The organism is Rhodococcus sp. YH1 (assembly GCF_009939605.1).
GTDB classification, from domain to species: domain Bacteria; phylum Actinomycetota; class Actinomycetes; order Mycobacteriales; family Mycobacteriaceae; genus Rhodococcus; species Rhodococcus aetherivorans.
This window is the reverse complement of sequence record NZ_WVTE01000054.1, coordinates 1-17634: the sequence shown is the minus strand read 5'-3', so window position 1 is coordinate 17634 and position 17634 is coordinate 1. Positions and strand designations below refer to the sequence as shown.

General features: G+C 70.1%; 16 protein-coding genes. 7 read left to right on the top strand and 9 right to left on the bottom strand.

All coding sequences use genetic code 11. From position 1 onward, the window contains the following. The first annotated feature begins 20 nt into the window (after positions 1–20). Positions 21–713, top strand: coding sequence for an IF2 family translation initiation factor (locus AIIKEEIJ_RS05740; protein WP_161995157.1), 693 nt, complete (start codon positions 21–23; stop codon positions 711–713). A gap of 28 nt (positions 714–741) precedes the next feature. Here the strand turns inward: AIIKEEIJ_RS05740 and AIIKEEIJ_RS05735 are convergent, their stop codons facing one another. The 5 genes from AIIKEEIJ_RS05735 to AIIKEEIJ_RS05715 all read right to left on the bottom strand — a co-directional run bounded on the left by AIIKEEIJ_RS05735 (position 742) and on the right by AIIKEEIJ_RS05715 (position 6128). Then, entirely contained in the window at positions 742–1782 is a 1041-nt protein-coding gene (locus AIIKEEIJ_RS05735) for a TIGR03617 family F420-dependent LLM class oxidoreductase (RefSeq protein WP_161995156.1), read from the bottom strand. A gap of 20 nt (positions 1783–1802) precedes the next feature. Then, positions 1803–2003 (bottom strand): hypothetical protein, encoded by a 201-nt coding sequence (locus AIIKEEIJ_RS05730; protein ID WP_161995146.1) that lies wholly within the window; start codon positions 2001–2003, stop codon positions 1803–1805. 83 nt (positions 2004–2086) lie between these two features. Then, positions 2087–3691 carry a fatty-acid--CoA ligase FadD1 gene (gene fadD1, locus AIIKEEIJ_RS05725; RefSeq protein ID WP_161995155.1) on the bottom strand — a complete coding sequence of 535 codons (1605 nt, stop codon included), beginning with the start codon at positions 3689–3691 and terminating at the stop codon, positions 2087–2089. Between the two features lie 4 nt (positions 3692–3695). Continuing rightward, on the bottom strand, positions 3696–4766 hold the full coding sequence (locus tag AIIKEEIJ_RS05720) for an alpha/beta fold hydrolase (protein WP_161995154.1): 1071 nt from the start codon (positions 4764–4766) through the stop codon (positions 3696–3698). A 39-nt stretch (positions 4767–4805) separates the two neighbouring features. Then, entirely contained in the window at positions 4806–6128 is a 1323-nt protein-coding gene (locus tag AIIKEEIJ_RS05715; RefSeq protein WP_161995153.1) for an NAD(P)-binding domain-containing protein, read from the bottom strand. Between the two features lie 190 nt (positions 6129–6318). On the opposite strand from AIIKEEIJ_RS05715, the gene AIIKEEIJ_RS05710 reads away from it, so the two are divergent. Beyond that, positions 6319–6924 (top strand): TetR family transcriptional regulator, encoded by a 606-nt coding sequence (locus AIIKEEIJ_RS05710; RefSeq protein WP_161995152.1) that lies wholly within the window; start codon positions 6319–6321, stop codon positions 6922–6924. 10 nt (positions 6925–6934) lie between these two features. Here AIIKEEIJ_RS05710 and AIIKEEIJ_RS05705 read toward each other — a convergent pair whose 3' ends face one another. Continuing rightward, the gene (locus AIIKEEIJ_RS05705; RefSeq protein WP_161995151.1) at positions 6935–7549 is read right to left on the bottom strand and encodes a TetR family transcriptional regulator; all 615 of its coding nucleotides are present in this window, start codon (positions 7547–7549) and stop codon (positions 6935–6937) included. Between the two features lie 112 nt (positions 7550–7661). On the opposite strand from AIIKEEIJ_RS05705, the gene AIIKEEIJ_RS05700 reads away from it, so the two are divergent. The 5 genes from AIIKEEIJ_RS05700 (at position 7662) to AIIKEEIJ_RS05680 (ending at position 15179) form a co-directional block, all read left to right on the top strand. Beyond that, entirely contained in the window at positions 7662–9218 is a 1557-nt protein-coding gene (locus AIIKEEIJ_RS05700; RefSeq protein WP_161995150.1) for an AMP-binding protein, read from the top strand. A gap of 11 nt (positions 9219–9229) precedes the next feature. Beyond that, positions 9230–10441 carry an acyl-CoA dehydrogenase family protein gene (locus tag AIIKEEIJ_RS05695; protein WP_006935246.1) on the top strand — a complete coding sequence of 404 codons (1212 nt, stop codon included), beginning with the start codon at positions 9230–9232 and terminating at the stop codon, positions 10439–10441. Further along, complete coding sequence (locus AIIKEEIJ_RS05690; protein ID WP_161995149.1) at positions 10438–12372, top strand: alkyl sulfatase dimerization domain-containing protein; 1935 nt, start codon at positions 10438–10440, stop codon at positions 12370–12372. Before AIIKEEIJ_RS05695 ends, AIIKEEIJ_RS05690 begins: the two co-directional genes overlap by 4 nt. 213 nt (positions 12373–12585) lie before the next feature. Then, complete coding sequence (locus tag AIIKEEIJ_RS05685) at positions 12586–13950, top strand: MFS transporter (RefSeq protein WP_043798483.1); 1365 nt, start codon at positions 12586–12588, stop codon at positions 13948–13950. Positions 13951–13982: 32 nt separating this feature from the next. Then, on the top strand, positions 13983–15179 hold the full coding sequence (locus AIIKEEIJ_RS05680) for a serine hydrolase (protein WP_161995148.1): 1197 nt from the start codon (positions 13983–13985) through the stop codon (positions 15177–15179). Between the two features lie 82 nt (positions 15180–15261). Here AIIKEEIJ_RS05680 and AIIKEEIJ_RS05675 read toward each other — a convergent pair whose 3' ends face one another. From AIIKEEIJ_RS05675 to AIIKEEIJ_RS05665, 3 genes are all read right to left on the bottom strand, one after another. Beyond that, positions 15262–15741 (bottom strand): acyl-CoA thioesterase, encoded by a 480-nt coding sequence (locus AIIKEEIJ_RS05675; RefSeq protein ID WP_051359212.1) that lies wholly within the window; start codon positions 15739–15741, stop codon positions 15262–15264. A gap of 23 nt (positions 15742–15764) precedes the next feature. Next, positions 15765–16280 (bottom strand): hypothetical protein, encoded by a 516-nt coding sequence (locus tag AIIKEEIJ_RS05670; protein WP_161995147.1) that lies wholly within the window; start codon positions 16278–16280, stop codon positions 15765–15767. Positions 16281–16391: 111 nt separating this feature from the next. Continuing rightward, entirely contained in the window at positions 16392–17582 is a 1191-nt protein-coding gene (locus tag AIIKEEIJ_RS05665; RefSeq protein WP_037201980.1) for a fumarylacetoacetate hydrolase family protein, read from the bottom strand. Positions 17583–17634: the final 52 nt, after the last annotated feature.

The window sequence follows — 17634 nt, the reverse complement described above, 5'->3', positions numbered from 1 at the left end:
CCCGACGAAGCGGAGACGACATGAACATCACCACCGTGCCCCTGGCCGTGTTGCGCCTTCAGTACCAGATCTTCCGATTCCCGCTGCAGATGATCGAGCAGCAGGTGTTCTCGCGGTTCCCGCCCGAAGCACCCCCACGACTGATGTACGAGCGGGGCCTCGGCCTGCTCGACGGGACCGTGGGAACCGTGCTCGGCGCCCGCGACGTGCAGCAGCGCGGCGCCGCGATGACCGAGCGCACCGACGCGTTCGCCCGGGCGAGCGCCCTCGAGGAGGAGGCCGCCCGCAAGGAGCAGGAGGCCGACGCCGCGCTGCGCGCCGAGCGCGAGCAGGCGCGGGCGCAGCAGTCGGAGGCCCACGAGGCGAGGCAGCGTGAGGTGGCGCAGGCCCGGGCCCGTGAGGAGGAGCGCAAGCGCACCGCCGCACGGGAGGCCGAGCAACGCGCCGAGGCGGCGAAACGGCAGGCCGACGCCGAGGCGGCACAGCGCACGCAGGCGGTCGAATCGGCCCGGCGGAAGGAACGGGAGCAGATCAGGGCCGCCGAGCAGGCCGCCGCCGCCCCGGCCGAGGCGCAGCTGAAGGACGCCGCCGACAAACAGGGCGAGGCAGCCGACAAGCGTGCCCGCGCCGAGCGGTTGGAGGATCTGTCCGAGGCGGAGAAGGTCGGGCGTCGTGCCGAGCGCAACGGCGAGGCCGCAGGCGGACCGGCCTGACGAGGCGACCCGTCGGGCGCCGCGGTCCTCACCGCACCGGCCGCACCGGGATCGCCCGGATGCGGTCGAGCAGGGCCGCGAATTCGTCGTCGTCGGCCAGGTCCTCGGGCGGGTCGATCGACAACCCGTCGCACGTGCCGCCGTACCAGGATTCGAGGACGGCCGGCAGCTGGGCATAGGTGCCGTGCGGGACGAGGGTGCGCAGGACGTCGTCGGTCACCGTCTCCGTCATCGCGTTCCAACGCTGTTCCCGCGCCAGCCTGGTCAGCCGCTCACCGAATTCGGTGAGACCGAGCGCCGCCAGCGTTCCGCGGTAGGCGGGTGTCGAGTACAGGAACGCGAATTCGGAGCGGGCCGCCTCGCGCGCGGCCGCGACGACGCGGTCGTCGCGGCCGGTGATCGCCTTGGGAACCACCACGACGCGGGGGCCGCCGTCGCGCCGGCCGCGGCGTTCGGCACCCTCGCGCAGTGCGGGCAGGATGTGTTCGCGCAGGAACGTGGGGTGCGAGTTCGTCGGGTGCGTGACGAATCCGTCGGAGCACTCACCGGCGAGCACACACATCCGCCGGTTGACGCCACCGGTCCACAGTTGCGGCGCCGGGACGTGGACGGGGCCGGGTCGGAAGTACGGCTGTAACCGGTCGAATGTGTAGTGCGTGCCGCTGTGCGACAGAGGCTCTCCGGTGGCGAACGAGCCGAAGATCGCCCGCAGGGAGTCGAGGTAGTCGCGCAGCTGGGCGGCGGGATTGCTCCACGGCATCGAGAACCGGCCGACGATGTTGCCGCGGACCTGCGTCGCGAGACCGAGCTGGAAGCGGCCCCCGGAGAAGCGGGCGAGCTCCCACGCGGAATACGCGGTCACCATCGGGCTCCGGGCGAAGGCCACGACCATGCTGGTGCGCACCGTCAGCCGCGACGTGTGTTCCAGCGCCAGCGCGCACACGGTGAACGGGTCCCGCACCGTTTCCGACACGTGCACGGTGTCGTACCCGAGCGCCTCGATCCGGCGTACCCGCTCGGCCACCCGGCCCAGTTGCGTGTCCGCCGGCAACGACGCCACCCTCTCCATGGCGAGACCTCTCGTCGCGGTCAGAAGACGACGATTCCGCGCGGGTTCCTGCCCTCGTGCCTGCCGGTGCAGCCCTGGGCGGCGGCGCCGAACCGGTCGTACGGGGAGAACACCGAGCGTTCCTCGGGCCGCATCCACTCCTCGAGGTGGTCACGCGAGTACTGCTGCCGGCGTTCGAGCAGCGCGTGCACGTCGGAGGCGGCGACGGTGGTTGCGGTCATGACGCGGATGCTAGGAGCGCACCTGCGACGCCCTCGCCGGAGTCCCGCTCAGCGAGACTCGAACGCGCGGCGTCTCCCCCGGATCACCCGGTCACGACGTAGCCGCCCTCCTCCCCCGATGTCGTGCCCGTCGCGCGACGGTCGCGGCGGGACCACAGCACGCCGCCGCCGGGAGTCGGGCCCTGTTGCACCAGTTCGCGTTTGAGGATCTTGTTCGTAGCGGTACCGGGCAGGTCGGCAGCGATGCGCACGTAGCGGGGCCACGCCTTCGGCGACAGGTCCGGCTGGGCGGCGAGGAACTCCTCGAACATCTCGGGGGTCAGTTCGGCAGCGTCCTGCAGAACCATCGCGGCCATCACCTGGTCGCCGACGTGATCGTCCGGCACCGCGTAGACGGCGACGCGGTTCAGGGCGGGCAGGCGCTGCAGGATCCGTTCGATGGGAGCGGTGGCGAGGTTCTCGCCGTCGACGCGCATCCAGTCCGCGGTGCGGCCGGCCAGGTAGATCCACCCGTCGGCGTCCTTGTACGCGAGGTCGCCGGACCAGAACATGCCGTGGCGGAGTCGCTCGTCGGTGGCCTCCTGGTCGTTGTAGTACCCGGAGAAGAACCCGGCGCCGTGGGTGTTGACCAGTTCGCCGATCGCCTCGTCCGCGTTGATCAGGGCACCGGCGGCGTCGAACTCCGCGGCGGGGCACTCGGTGACGGTGGCGGAGTTGTAGACGGCGACGCCGTCGAGGCCCTTGCCGATCGATCCGCGCGGCGTACCGGGCTCGCGGGTGACGATGACGGCGTTCTCGGTGGAGCCGAAGCCGTCCCAGACCGTGCAGTCGAACCGGCGTGCGAACTCCTCGATGTCGCGATCGGTGGCCTCGTTGCCGAATGCCACGCGCAGCGGGTTGTCCCGGTCGTCGGGCCGCTCGGGGGTCGCGAGCACGTAGGCGAGGGGCTTGCCGACGTAGTTCATGTAGGTCGCGCCGCAGCGTCGGATGTCGTCGAGGAACCGGGAGGCCGAGAAGGCGGCCGGGACCATGGCGGCGCCGCTGCCGATGCCCACGCTCCAGCCGGCGAGGACGGCGTTGGAATGGAACAGCGGCATCGACAAGTAGCAGACGTCGGTGTCGGCGATACCGAACCGACCGATGAGGTTCTGACCCGCGAACAGCACCATCAGGTGGGCGACGCGGACCGGTTTGGGATCGCCGCTCGTGCCCGACGTGAAGATCATCATGAAGGTGTCCATGGCCTCGACCTCGCGGTGCGGGTGCAGGACACCGGCGCCGGCGAGCAGGTCGGCCCACTCCCTCGACGACGTGTCGAGGATCCGCACCCCCGGCGGGTCGAGCCCGGCCAGCAGGGGCCGGTGTTCCGGGTCGGTGACGACGATCTGGCAGTCGGCGCGCCGGATGTCGCGGGCCAGGCCGTCGCCGCGGCGGGTGGTGTTGATGCCGCACAGGACGTAGCCGCCGAGTCCGGCCGCCGCCATAGCCTCGAGCATGTCGGGAGTGTTGCCGAGCAGGGTGCCCACGTGCATCGGGCGGTCCGGGTCCGCCACGCCCAGCAGGGCCGCGGCCTGGGCGGATGCGCGGCCGAGGTGCTCGCGCCACGTCCATGTCCTGTCGCCGTACACGACTGCGGTGGTGTCCTGGTCGCATCGCTCACGGAGGGCTTGCTGGACGGTCTCTGCCATCGGTCTACCTCGTTGTCGTGGGGGCGGCGTCGTCGTGCCGGGGACTCCCGGCGGTGTCGTCGTGCCGGGGACTCCCGGCGGTGCCGGCGTGCCGGGGACTCCCGGCGGTGCCGGCGTGCCGGGGACTCCCGGCGGTGCCGGCGTGCCGGGGACTCCCGGCGGGCGGGCTCCCGGCACCGAGGTGCCGGGACAGGAACGAGATCTGATGGGCGACCGCGGCATCGAACCAGTCGCGCCCCGGCCAGACGTCGAAGTGGTCGCACGGGTAGTGGCGGACCTCGGCCCGTCCCCGGGCGGCGGCGACCGCGGCGGCGTGCGGGGGTGCACTGCGGTCGAAGTCGGCGATCTGGACGAGCAGCGGGCACCGCAGTCCGGCGGCGTCCTTGCCCGGCCGGTAGGTACCGAGTTCGAGCGCGACACCTGCGTCGATCTCGTTGCGCCACGTCGGGCCGGCGAGTGCCGTGTAGTCCTCGAAATACCCGTCCAGGGTCAGTGCCGCGGTCTCGCCGGGGCGGCCCACGATCGGAATCGTCACGGGTGGAAGGCCTCTCAGCGCCGCGACTCGGCTGCGGGTCCCGATCGCGGTGGACCGCAGCATCGACGGCATCGAATGGTGCCGCGCCGCCAGCAGACCCGCGGCCGGGCCGTCGACCAGCGGTGTGAGGGCGACGACGGCCGCGACGTCCCGGCGGTGTGCCCCCACCGAGAGCACATGTCCACCCGCCAGCGACACACCCCACAGGATCAGGCGATTCGGGTCGGCCCCGTCGAGGCGGGCGGCGGCGCACAGGGCGGCCCGGTAGTCGTCCGCCTGGCCGCGCAGGTCGACCCGTTGACGCGGCGCGCCACCGGACGCGCCGAATCCCCGGTAGTCGAAGGCGAGGACGTCGAGACCGGCCGCGGCGAGCCGCTCCGCGAACGCCTGGAGACCGGAATCCTTGGTGCCGCCGAGCCCGTGCGCCATCACGACGACCGGGCGGCCGCCGTCACCGGCGAACGCCTCGCCCTGCCCGGGGAAGTGCCAGGCGTCGCAGAGCGCGTCACCGGATCGGAAGGTCTTGTGTCGGTGTGTCATTCGGATACCTTCTCGGGGAGGTCGGTCGGGTGGACGCGACTACCGTTGCGCAAGCGCCCGTTTCCTGCCGGCGGGTAGTTCGCGTACCCGCAGGTCGTGTTCGTAAAGGAAGTAGTCGACCTGCTGGGTGTGCCGGGGCCGGTCGAGCATGTGCCCGGTGTACTTGCGCCGATCTGCTTCGATCACCCGCTCCATCTCGTCCACCGACGGCAGCCGGTACCGGCCGATCACGTGGGCTGCGACGAGCCGGGCCTGGCATTCGACGAACGGGAACAGGGTAGGCGTGGCCTGTGCGAACCCGACGAAGGCGAGGTTGTCGAGGCCGGGCTTGAAGATCCGCTTGTAGAGCGGGATGTGGTTACCGGGCGCGCTGACGAAATCCTCGTCGAAGAACGGGAAGGTGATGTTGTAGCCGGTGGCGTAGACGACGACGTCGAAGTCCGACGAGGTGCCGTCCTCGAAGTGCACGGTCGCGCCGTCGAGTAGGCGGATGTTCGGCTTGGCGACGACGTCGCCGGAACCGAGGCGCAGCGGCAGTTCCACCGATTGGGTGGGGTGGGCCTCGAAGAACTTGTGATTGGGCGTGGGCAGGCCGTACCGCTCGGGACGCCCGGCGATGACGGGCTGCCCGAGCTGGGCGAGCTTGCGCTGCCAGGAGAGCGGAAGGTGGGGGCTGGTCCGGTAGTACTTGTCGGCCGGACGGCCCGCGATGTACTTCGGCACGATCCAGGCGCTCGAGCGGGTGGACAGGGTGACCTCGTTGCCGAGCGCCTTCGACGACAGTTCCACCGCGATGTCGGCGGCACTGTTACCGATCCCGACGACGAGAATGTGCTTGTCCGAGAAGTCGATCGGCGTGCGCGGATCGACGTACCGGTGCGAGTGGAGGGACATGCCCGTGAACTCGCCCGGAAAGTCCGGGATCCGTGGATCCCAGTGGTGACCGTTCGCCACGACGAGGAAGTCGAAGTACCGGGTACGCCCGTCCTCGGTGTCGAGTTCCCACCGGCCGTCCGCGTTCCGGCGGGCATGCACGACACCGTTGCGGAACTCGATCCGCGACTCGAGGTCGAACGCCGCGGCGTATCCGTCGAGGTACTGCTTGATCTGGGTGTGATGCGGGAAGTCGGGGAAGGACTCCGGCATCGGGAAGTCCTTGAACGAGAGCTGATGCTTGGACGTGTCGATGTGCAGCGAGCGGTAGGCGCTGCTGTGCCCGTTGGGATTGCCGAACGCCCAGTTGCCGCCGATCCGGTCCGACGACTCGAAGCACGTGTAGGGCACTCCGTAGTCCCCGAGCATCTTGCCCGCGGTCAGACCGCTGATTCCCGCGCCGATGACGGCGGTGGTCGGTGCCGGCATGTCGCAGCTCCTCGTGTGCAGGTTCCGGCCATCCGGTGGGCCGGTCCGATCTCCGGCGCGAGCGCGTCCGGTGACGACGACCACAATGTAGAACATGTTCATGGCGGGTGTACACACATTCCGGAAAGTGTCTACTGCGCGTAGGGTCGGCCCGCGGGCCGCGCGGTCCGCCGGCCGAGAGGAACAGCGCGTGCCCATCGAGACGAAACCCGGAAGCGTCCGCGAGCGACTGCTCGCCGCGACGGAGGACTCGCTGCGCGCCAAGGGAATCCGGGCGACCACGATGGCCGAGGTGGCCGAGGCGGCCGGCGTGTCCCGGGCCTGGCTGTACCGGCACTTCCCGGACAAGGCGAGCCTGGTCGGCAGCGTGATCGTCCGGCTCGACGAGGCGTACTGGGCCGACGCCCGAGCGGCGCTCGCCGGGTACGGCTCCTTCGACGAACAGCTCGCGGCCGGCGTCCGGATCGGCCGGGCCACCTACGACGACCCGGGCGCGCTGCCGCTCCGGCTGCGCGCCACCGAGCCGGAGGAGTTCGAGGCGTGCGCCGGCGCGGGGGTGCTCGAACTGGTTCCCGATCTCGCGGCGTTCTGGCTCGAGTTCGTCGTCGCGGCGATCGAACGCGGGGAGGTCCGTGACGACGCCGATCCCGTCGAGGCCGCCGAGTGGGTGGCGCGCTCGCTCATCAGCCTCGCCACCGTGCCGGGCAACACCCTCGACCCCGACGACGCCGCCGCCGTGCTGCGCTACGTGCGGCGGTACGTACTCGCCGGCCTGTCGCCCGCCGCGCCGCGCTGATCGGCGACCGTCAGGATCCGGCCCCGGGCGGCGGTCCGTCGAAGCCGTTCGCCCAGTACCGGCCGCGCAGGGACAGTTCCAGCAGCATTTCCGTGACGTCCTCGAGGGGAAGCACGGGCGGGTCCGACTCGATCCACCAGCGCAGCACGGAGATCTGCTCGCCGACCCAGGCCCGGGCGAGAACGTCGACGTCGATGCGCGGGGTCATCCCGTGGGCGTCCGCGCGCTTGCGGAAGATCCGGGCGACGACCTCGCTGCGGTCGTCCATGAACTCCCGCAGCGCACGGCCGTCGCCCTCCCCGCGCAGGATCACCCGGTACACGTCGCGTTCCTCGGCGGCGTGGCGGAACATCTCCAGGACCGGCTTGCCGGTGAACCCGGCCGACGAGTCCGTGACGAGCGGGCGCAGGCGTTCGTTCAACTCCGCGATCAGATCCGCGACGATCCGCCCGAACAGGTCGTCCTTGTCGGTGTAGTGCCCGTAGAAGGTGGCGCGGCTGAGGTCGGCCCGTTCGGCGATGTCCTCGACGGTGACGGCGCCGTAGCCGCGCTCGAGCACGAGCGTCACGAGCGCATCGCGCAGCAGTCGCTTGGTGCGACGCACCCGGCGGTCTTCCGTTGCCATTGCCGGCTCCCTTCCCGGTACCAGGACGCCCATGCTAGCGCAAGTCTTGACACGGACACCAGTTCGATACATCGTGTCCAATAACAGTCACTCTGTCCGCGAAGGAGCGGAAATGAACCTCGGCATCTATCTGAGCCGCAGCAGTACGTACTGGCCCGACCACGAAGCCGTGGTGTGCGGCGACGAGCGCTGGACGTACCGCCGCCTGGAGGACTCCACCAACCGGCTCGCCTCGGCACTGCTCGGGCGCGGACTCGAAACGGCGCAGGCGGTCGCCACCTTCGCCGGTAACCGCCCGCAGCTGGTGGAGACCGAGATGGCCCTGTGCAAGGCCGGACTGCTCCGCGTGCCGATCAACGCGCGACTCGGCGCCGCCGAGGTCGCCCACGTCCTACGGGACGCGGCCGTGCGCATGCTGTTCGTCGACGCCGAGCACGCCGAGGCCGCGCTGAAGATCGTCGCCGACACGGGGGCGGACTGCACGGTCGTCGACTACGACGACAGCTGCGACGGCGCGGTGCGCTACAGCGACCTGCTGGCCGAGGGCGACGATCGCCCGGTGGCGATCGAGGTCGACCCCGAGGTTCCCGCGGTCCTGAACTTCACCTCCGGCTCGACCGGAAAACTCAAGGCCGCGGTGCAGACTCACGGCAACCGCCTGGCCAACATGCGCAAGCGCCTGATGACTCCGGACAGCTCGCTCGGTGTCGGCGAGCGCTACCTCGCACCCGGCCCGATCACCCACGCCTCGGGCATGGGCCTGCTCGCCTCCCTCTCCCGCGGATCGACCGTCGTGATCCTGCCGCACTGGGACACCGGGCTGTTCCTGCGCACCCTCGAGTCCGAGCGCATCACCTCGACGTTCATGGTGCCCACCATGCTCAACCTGGTGCTCGACCACCCGGAGGCCACCACCACCGACTACTCGAGCCTCAGATGCGTGCGGATCGGTGGCGCGCCCGTCTCCCCGCAACGCCTGCGTGACGCCGTCGACCTGTTCGGACCGGTCGTCGCCCAGGGTTACGGACAGGCCGAAACCACCAGTGGGGTAACGGTTCTCACTCCGGATGACGTGGAGCGAGGAATCGACTCCGACCCCGAGCTCCTGCTGTCGTGCGGACGCGCGGTGTTCGACACCGAAGTCCGGGTGGTCGACGACGAAGGCCGGCCCGTGCCGGCAGGCGAACTCGGCGAGATCGTCGTGCGCGGGCCGGACTGCGTACGCGAGTACTGGCACGAACCGGAATTGTCGGCGGAGACCTTCCGCGACGGGTGGGTCCACACGGGCGACATCGGGCGCCTGCGGGAGGACGGGTATCTGTTCATCGTCGACCGCAAGAAGGACATGATCATCTCCGGCGGGTTCAACATCTACTGCAGCGAGGTCGAGGCTGCCCTGTACGAGCACCCCGACGTGTCCGAGGTCTGCGTCGTCGGCGTCCCCGACGAGCGGTGGGGCGAGGCCGTGAAGGCCGTCGTCGTGCCGCGCACCGGCACCGGGCCGACGGAAGCCGCACTGATCGGCCACTGCGCCCAGCGGCTCGCCGGGATGAAGAAGCCGCGCTCGGTGGACTTCGTCGAGTCCCTTCCGATCAACCGCAACGGCAAGGTCGACCGCCGCGCCGTGCGCGACTCCTACTGGTCCGGCGCCGAGCGCCGCGTTCACTGACAAGGACCCCCATGTCGTTCACCCTCACCCCGTCCTACGACGACCACCCGCGGCTCGCGACGCTGGTTCCGCGCCTGCGGGACTACCTCGACGGCGAACTCGCCGAGTACGAACAACGACTCGGCCTGGGACCGGAAACCCGCTATACCCGAGAGCAACTCGAACCGGTGTGGCGGCGCAGCCGTGAACTCGGGTTCTACGGAATCCATCTGCCGCCGGCCCTCGGCGGTCAGGGCCTGTCCTACACCGAACTCGCCGTCCTCAAGGAGGAAGTGGGGGCCAGCGGCCGGATCCTCGCCCACTCGGTCCTCGGTGACATGGGCGGGCCGCTCCGCGTCGGGTCGATCTTCGGCGTGGCCACGGACCACCAGCTCGAGAAGTACCTGATGCCGGTGCTGCGCGGCGAGCGGGCGTGCTGCTTCTCGCTCACCGAGGAGGACGCGGGATCCGACGTACGACGGATGCGCACCATCGCCACCCCCGACGGGGACGGCTGGCGGCTGACCGGCCGCAAGGTGTTCTCCTCGGCCGGCCCGTTCGCCGACTTCTCCGTGCTCGTCGCCCGAATGGCCCCCGCCGGTGACACCGACCCGGAGGTCTATTCGGCCTTCCTCGTCGATCTCGACTCCCCCGGCTGCACCGTCGTCGACGGTGACCTGCCGATGTCGGGCCAGCACGTGGAGAGCGACATCATCCTCGACGACTGCTACGTCGGGCCCGAGCAGCTGCTCGGCTCCGTCGGCGACGGTCTGCGAATCGGGCTGGGGCGCGTGACCGTCAACCGGCTGCTGCACTGCCCGACGGTGCTGGGCAGCGCGCGACGCGCGCTGCACCTGACCGTCGACTTCGCGAAGACGCGGCACGTGCAGGGCGCACCCCTGGCGGCGTTGCAGTCGATCCAGCACAAGATCGCCGACATGGCCACCGACTACTACGCGGCCCGGAGCATGACCTACGACGCCCTCGCCGCGCTCGACGCCGGCACACCGCCGCGCGTCGAGGCGTTCATGTGCAAGCTGTTCGTCGCCGAGCACGCCTTCCGCATCGCCGACGAGGCCGTGCAGATCCACGGCAAGGCGGGCATGGTCCGCGGCGCCGAGGTCGAATGGCTGTTCCGGCGGCTGCGCATGTTCCGCGTCCTCACCGGGTCGTCCGAGATCCAGAAGAACGGGATCGCCAAGCAGTTGCTCGCACAGCCGGCGCGCGGAAAGGAAGCGGCATGACCAGCCCACTGTCGAGGCCGAAGGCGGCCACCCCCGCCACCGCGGCGGCCAACCGGGCCGTGCTGAGCACACTGGACTTCGCCGACCGGCGTTCCTTCGACGACGCCCGCCGCGGATTCGTCGCCACGATCGACCCGCCGGTGATCCGCGCCGAGAACGGCCGGGTGGTGTGGGATCTGACCCGGTACGACTTCCTCGGCGGCGACTGCCCCGACACCGTCAACCCCAGCCTGTGGCGGCAGGCGCAACTCACCGTGCGGCACGGCCTGTTCCGGGTCACCGATCGCATCCACCAGATCCGGGGTTTCGACATCGCGAACATGACGATCGTCGAGGGAGACACCGGATACCTGGTGATCGATCCGCTGCTCACCCCGGAGACCGCCGCCGCCGGCATGCGACTCGTGCGAGAACATCTCGGGGACAAGCCGATCCGCGCGATCGTCTACACCCACAGCCACACCGACCATTTCGGTGGGGTCAAGGGCGTCGTGTCCGGCGACGAGGTGGCGCGCGGTGCGGTGCGGATCGTCGCGCCGTCGGGCTTCATGGAACACACCGTCAGCGAGAACGTCCACGCCGGCAACGCGATGAAGCGGCGCGCACAGTACATGTACGGCTCGCTCCTGCCGGCGGACGACCGGGGTGTCGTCTCGGTCGGGCTCGGAGCCGCACTCGCCAACGGTGCACCGACGCTGCTCGCTCCCACCGACCTGGTCGCCGAGACCGGTACAGAGATGGTGCTCGACGGGGTGCGGATCGTCTTCCAGTACACCCCGGACAGCGAGGCTCCGGCGGAGATGAACTTCTTCCTTCCCGACCTGCGGGCGTTGTGCATGGCAGAGAACGTCTCGCACAACATGCACAACCTCTACACCCTGCGCGGCGCTCAGGTGCGCGACGCCGCAGCGTGGAGCAACTACATCCGGGACGCCCTCGACCTCTTCGGCGACCGGGCCGATGTGCTGTTCATCAGCCATCACTGGCCGGTATGGGGGCGCGAGGCGATCCGCGAATTCATGGAGAAGCAGCGCGACCTGTACCGCTTCATCCACGACGAGACGCTGCGGTGGGCGGCGCGCGGGCTGAACGCGGCCGAGATCGCGGAGAGACTCGAGCTTCCGCCCGCCCTGGCGACCTACTGGTCCAACCGCGGCTACTACGGAACCCTCGAACACAACGTCAAGGCGGTCTACCAGAAGTATCTGGGCTGGTTCGACGCCAACCCGGCGAACCTGCACCCCCACCCGCCCGCCGCGGCGGCGGCGCGGTACGTGGAGTTCATGGGCGGTGCGGACGAGGTCCTCCGCAAGGCACGGGCGTCGTTCGACGCCGGTGACTACCGGTGGGTCGCCGAGGTGGTCGGCCGGGTCGTCTTCACCGACCCACGGAACGAGGACGCGCGGGCCCTGCAGGCCGACGCCTTCGAGCAGCTCGGATATCAGGCGGAGGCGGCCTCGTGGCGGAACTTCTACCTGACGGGCGCCCAAGAACTGCGCTCGGGCGTCGCCTACGCCGGGGGCGGTGGGGCGCGGGGCGACATGCTCACGGCGATGACCACCGAGATGCTGCTCGATCACCTGGCCGTCCGGCTCGACGGAGCCGCGGCCGCCGAATGCGACGCCCACGTGGCGCTCGATGTGGACGGCGACGGGCGGATCTTCGTCCTGGTCCGCCACGGTGTGCTCGTCCACAGCCGTCGTCCGCAGCGCGGCGACGTGGATGCCACCGTCGCACTGTCGCGGCCGGTGCTGGCGCGACTGGTGCTCGGGGCACTCACCGCGGCCGACGCCGAGGCCGCCGGGCACGTCACGATCTCGGGTGACGCCGCCGCGTGGCGGGTGCCGTTCGACCTGCGCGGCGGGTTCGACCCGGCATTTCCGATCGTCACCCCGCGAGCTACAGCACAGTCGAATTATGTTCTCCTCTAACATATTTCACTGACACCGCCCTTGCGTTATGGCGTCCGTCACAGTAGGCTGAGTGCAACACGGGACGGTGTACGACTTCGACTTCTCGTGACGATCGACCGGAATGCGCCGCCCTTCCGTCGGGCCACCGACGACGAACGCGGGCCCGGTGCCGATCGGATTCCCAGACGACGTGGCCACCGATCGAGGATCGGGACGAGCCGAGGAGGATGCATGGCGACAATTCGAACCCCCAGCCCGGCGACCACGGCGCCGGAGGTGAACCCACCCGGGTACAGCCGTCGACGTGCCCTCGCCGTCCTCGTGATGATCGTCTTCTTCATGATCATCAACTTCGGCGACAAGGCCGTGCTCGGTCTCGCGGCGGTACCGATCATGAACGAGTTCCGGATCGACCGCAGCATGTTCGGACTGATCGCCAGCTCGTTCTACCTGCTCTACAGCATCGCGGGCATCGTCGTCGGCTTCGTCTCCGCCCGGGTCTCCAGCCGGCTCCTGCTGTTCTCGATGGCCATGATGTGGACGGTCGCGCAGATTCCGGTGCTGCTGGTCGCCACGGTCCCGGCCCTGGTGGCGGGACGCGTGCTCCTCGGCGCCGCCGAGGGCCCGGCCACGCCGATGTCGATGCACGCCCTGTACAAGTGGTTCCCGGCGCACAAGCGCGGGTTGCCGTCGGCCCTGCAGATCAGCGGTGCCGCCCTGGGAGTCCTCATCGCCGCCCCCGTCCTGACGTGGCTCATCAGCGATCACGGATGGCGGGCCGCGTTCATCGCACTGGCCGTCGTGAGCGGGCTGTGGGGCATCGCCTGGCTCGCGATCGGCAAGGACGGCCCGTTCGACCGCGACACCCGGCACGGGCACGGCGCCGCGGCCGGCCCGTCGGGCGCGGCCGGCAATCCGAAGATCTGGAAGATCCTGGTGAGCGGCACGTTCCTCGGCAGCGCAGCGAGCGCATTCGGCGGCCACTGGGCGATGGCGGTCAACTCGGCATGGCTCCCCGAGTACCTGCACTCCACAATGCAATTCGGTCCTGCGGACGTCGCCGGCGTGATCAGCGCGATCTCCGGCACGAGCCTCGTCCTGCTGCTCACCATCTCCCCGCTGTCCGACCTGCTCCTGCGCAGGGGACTGTCGGTGCGCTGGGCGCACGGGGCCTTGCAGGGCGTCGCCGTGACGATCGCGGGCCTCGCGATGGTGCTCGTCCCGCTCGCGGACGCGTCCGCAATCCGCCTCGTGCTCATCGTGATCGCGTTCAGCGGCTCGGCCGTCGCGTTCCCGCTCCACTACATGACGGCGGCTGCGGTCGTGCCGCCGGCCAAGCGTGGCGCCGTCTTCGGCATCCTCGCCGCCACCGGCACCCTGCCCGGGCTCGTCGCCCCGTACCTGACCGGCCGGATAGTCGACGGCGGCGCCACGGTCGTGGCCGGATACGGCACCGCGTTCACCCTCGCCGCCGTCGTCATGATCGCGTGCGGCGTGTATGCCATCGCAGCCATCCGCCCCGCCCACGATGCGCGTCGTCTGACCCGGGTCGGGACGACCGGCACCGCGGACGACGCCACGGCCGGTGCGGTGTGACCGCGCACCGCGGAATGGAAGCGGCCCCGTCGATGCGCACCGGTCCGGATCTCACGTGGGCTCGTGGCCTGACCGATCCCGCCGACGTGCGCCGGTACCTGACGTCCCGCCGCGAGACGATGCCCACCCGGCGCGTGTGGCGCGGCCGCGGCGGCGTGTGGGAGCTGCCCGCCGCACCGACCGACCTGTCCGGGCTTCCCATCGAACGGCTCCGAGGCCGGCCGGAGACCTTCAAGCGGATGCTGGAGACGTCCGACACCGACGGCATCGCGGTGGTGCATCGGGGTCACGTCGTCCACGAGTACCACCGGCCGGGCTTCGCGGCACACGATCCGCACCTGACCACCTCGATGACGAAGTCCGTCGTCGGCCTGGCAGCCGCGATTCTCGTGCACGACGGCGTCGTCGATCGGCGGCACCCGGCGTCACGCTACGTACCCGAAGCGGCAGGCACCGCGTTCGGTGACGCACGCGTCGACGACCTGCTGCACATGAGCACCCGGGTGTCGTACAGCGGCCGGATCTACCACCGTCGCGCCGAGGCGCAGCGCCTGCTCGCCGCGATGAGCCCGTCCGCGCGCCCCTTCGGATACACGGGGCCGGTCTCGATCCGCGAGCACCTGGCGACGGCCCGGGCGACCGGTCCGGCCGGCGCGGAATTCCGTTACGAGAACGGGAACGTCGAAATGGTCGCGGAGGTGCTCCGCCGGGCCACCGGAACCACGCTCGCCGAACTCGTCGGCGAGCTGGTGTGGTCCCGCATCGGCGCCGAGGAGGACGGCTACTTCGTCCTCGATTCCGACGGCACCGAGATGGCGAGCGGCGGGTTCTGCGCCACATTGCGCGACGTCGCCCGGCTCGGCGAGGTGCTGCGTTGCGGCGGTGCGCTGGGTGGCCGGCAGGCGCTGCCGGCCGCGGTGGTCACAGGCCTCGGGGCCCGCGTACCCACCGGTCCCGGCGCGCGTGTGCGGCCACCGAATGCGTCACCGGACTCACGGTCGACGCTGTCGTACCGCGACTACTGGTGGGTGCTCGACGACCCGTTCGGCTCCTACACGGCCACCGGAATCCACGGCCAGATGCTGTTCGTCTCACCGGGACTCGAGCTGGTGGTCGCCCTCTACGGGTCGCGCGTCGAATCCCCGTCCGTTCCCGCACCCGCCTTCGTCCTGGCGTGCTATCAGATCGGAGCGCACCTCGGAGCGTTCGAACCCGTGCCCCCGCCGTGACTGTTCCCCCACGGCCCACCTCGGATCGATTCGTGCCGTGCGTTCGCCGCTGTCCTCACAGGGGGATAGTGCGCCTCGGAGTTCAACCGTTGCGTGTCGTCTCGGACAGCTCGTCGAGGGGGACGGAGTGCGGGGAGGCGAACGCGGCGTACTGGGCCTGTCGGCGGAGCCGAGCCGCCTCGTAACGATCTCGCGTGACGTCCGTATTCGGTGTGAAGGGGGGCACGGCAACGGGTTCACCGGTGTCGTCCACGGCGACCATGGTGAAGTACGAGCTGTTGGTGTGGCGACGTGTTCCGCTTCGGATGTTCTCGGTGTCGACCCGGATCCCGATTTCCATCGAGGTCCGTCCGGTGTAGTTGACCGACGCCGAGAAGGTGACCAGTTCTCCGACGTGAATTGCGTCGCGGAAGAGAACCCGGTCGACGGAGAGGGTGACGACGTAGGTACCGGCGTAGCGGCTGGCGCAGGCGTAGGCGACCTGGTCGAGAAGTTCGAGGAGACTGCCGCCGTGGACGTTGCCGGAGAAGTTGGCCATGTCGGGGGTCATGAGCACCGTCATGCGCAGTGATGCGTTGCCGGAAGTCACAGCAATCCTCCAGGGTGGCCGGGCGAGCCGGAGGCCGAGCGCCGTTGCGCCCATCGCGGGGGACGACCGACGGTACTCGGGTCGACATGCCAGCCGGCCGGGATGCGGCACCAGACGAAAGCCCGGCACTGCGGGACCGGATGCAGAATCCAACGCCGATGCATGCTCACCCCCCACCCGAGGATGTCCTCGGATGGGGGCGAGGCGGCTCCGGATGGGGGCGGGGTCGACGCGAGCAGGGCGCGTGGGTGGAGGGGGAGCGGCACGGACCTGTCGGTGACGACGGCGGCTGCGCCCACTGCGACTGCGAGGTCTCCGATGCCGGGCCGGTCGGGTGCGACGAGCGGGACGAGGACTGCGTGCCCGGCCGAGTTGGCGTCGTCGATGACCGCCTCGCGGGTCCGGCGGTCCCCGATACAGACGAGAACGGCATCTCCGCAACCGACACCGGCCGCGGCGAGATGGTCGACGATGTGGTGCGGCGCGATGCCGTGCCGGGTGGATTCGGTCATGACCAGCTCCTGATCGGGCGTCGAGTGGGGGATGCGACGAGACACCGAGCGGCGTAGGAGGAGGGTCCACTACGCCGCTCGGCGGGTCCGGTCCCGTGGCCGGCGCGCGGTCTATGCGGTGGTGGCAGCGACCGGCGCAGGTGTGGCCGGGTGGGTGTGCAGGTAGTCGAACAGCTGGCGCAGCCCGAAGGACCATGCGGGCAGGGATTCTGTGGCCCCCACCTCGTTGATCAGCGCACCGAGATGTGCGCTACGGATGGTGACGACATCGCCGATCTTGTGGGTGAAGCCCTGCCCGGGCTCCTCGCGATCGGCGACAGGGGCGAAGAGCGTTCCGGTGAAGAGGGCGAAGCCGTCGGGGTACTGGTGGTGATCGCCCATTGTTGCGGCGACCAGTTCCTCGAACGGCCGGCTGATGCGGGCGAGGTTGTTGACGCCCTCCATCCTGAATCCGTCGGGACCGTCCACGCGAAGCCGGATCTCCTCGTTGCGGACCGTCTCGAGACCGAAGTCCCCGTCGAACAACCGGATGAAGGGACCGAGCGCACTCGAGGCGTTGTTGTCCTTCGCCTTTCCGAGCAGCAGGGCGCTGCGGCCCTCGACGTCGCGCAGGTTCACATCGTTGCCGAGCGTGGCGCCGGCCACGGTGCCGACCGAGTTCACGATCAGCACCAGTTCGGGCTCGGGATTGTTCCACGACGAGAACGACGGGATGCCGATCTTCGCTCCGACCCCGACCGAGGACAGCACCGGAGCCTTCGTGAAGACCTCGGGATCGGGACCGATCCCCACCTCCAGATACTGGGACCACAAACCCTCGTCGAGCAGGATCCGCTTGGTCGCGGCGGCCTCGGGTGAGCCCGGCCGCAAGGCGGCGATGCCGCCGCCGAGGGTTCGTCCGATCGAGGCCCGCACCTCGGCGGCGCGATCCGGGTTCCCGGCCGTGCGTTCTTCGATGATGCGCTCGATCATGCTCTCGACGAAGGTCACCCCACAGGCCTTCACGACCTGCAGGTCGATCGGGGCCAGGAGGTGCGGACGGGCCGGATCCTGCACGAGGGAGGCATCAACGAGATCGGAGACCTGCCAGCGGGGTGGCGACTGCGCCGTCACGCTGTCGACGTCGGCGAGGACGGTGGACGACTCGAGCAGTTCGGACACGGTTCCGGCGACTGCATGGAGATCGAAGACACCCCCGTCCCGCACGGCGACGACGCGGGGGCCGCCCGTCTCGACGTCCCACACGCGCCCGATCAGCCGCGCCCGGTCGGCGTCCTCGGGCAGGACGTGAGCGTGTGTCATCGCTGCGCTCCCGGCCTTGCCGGACGGTGCCACTCGCCGTCGATCCGCTGTG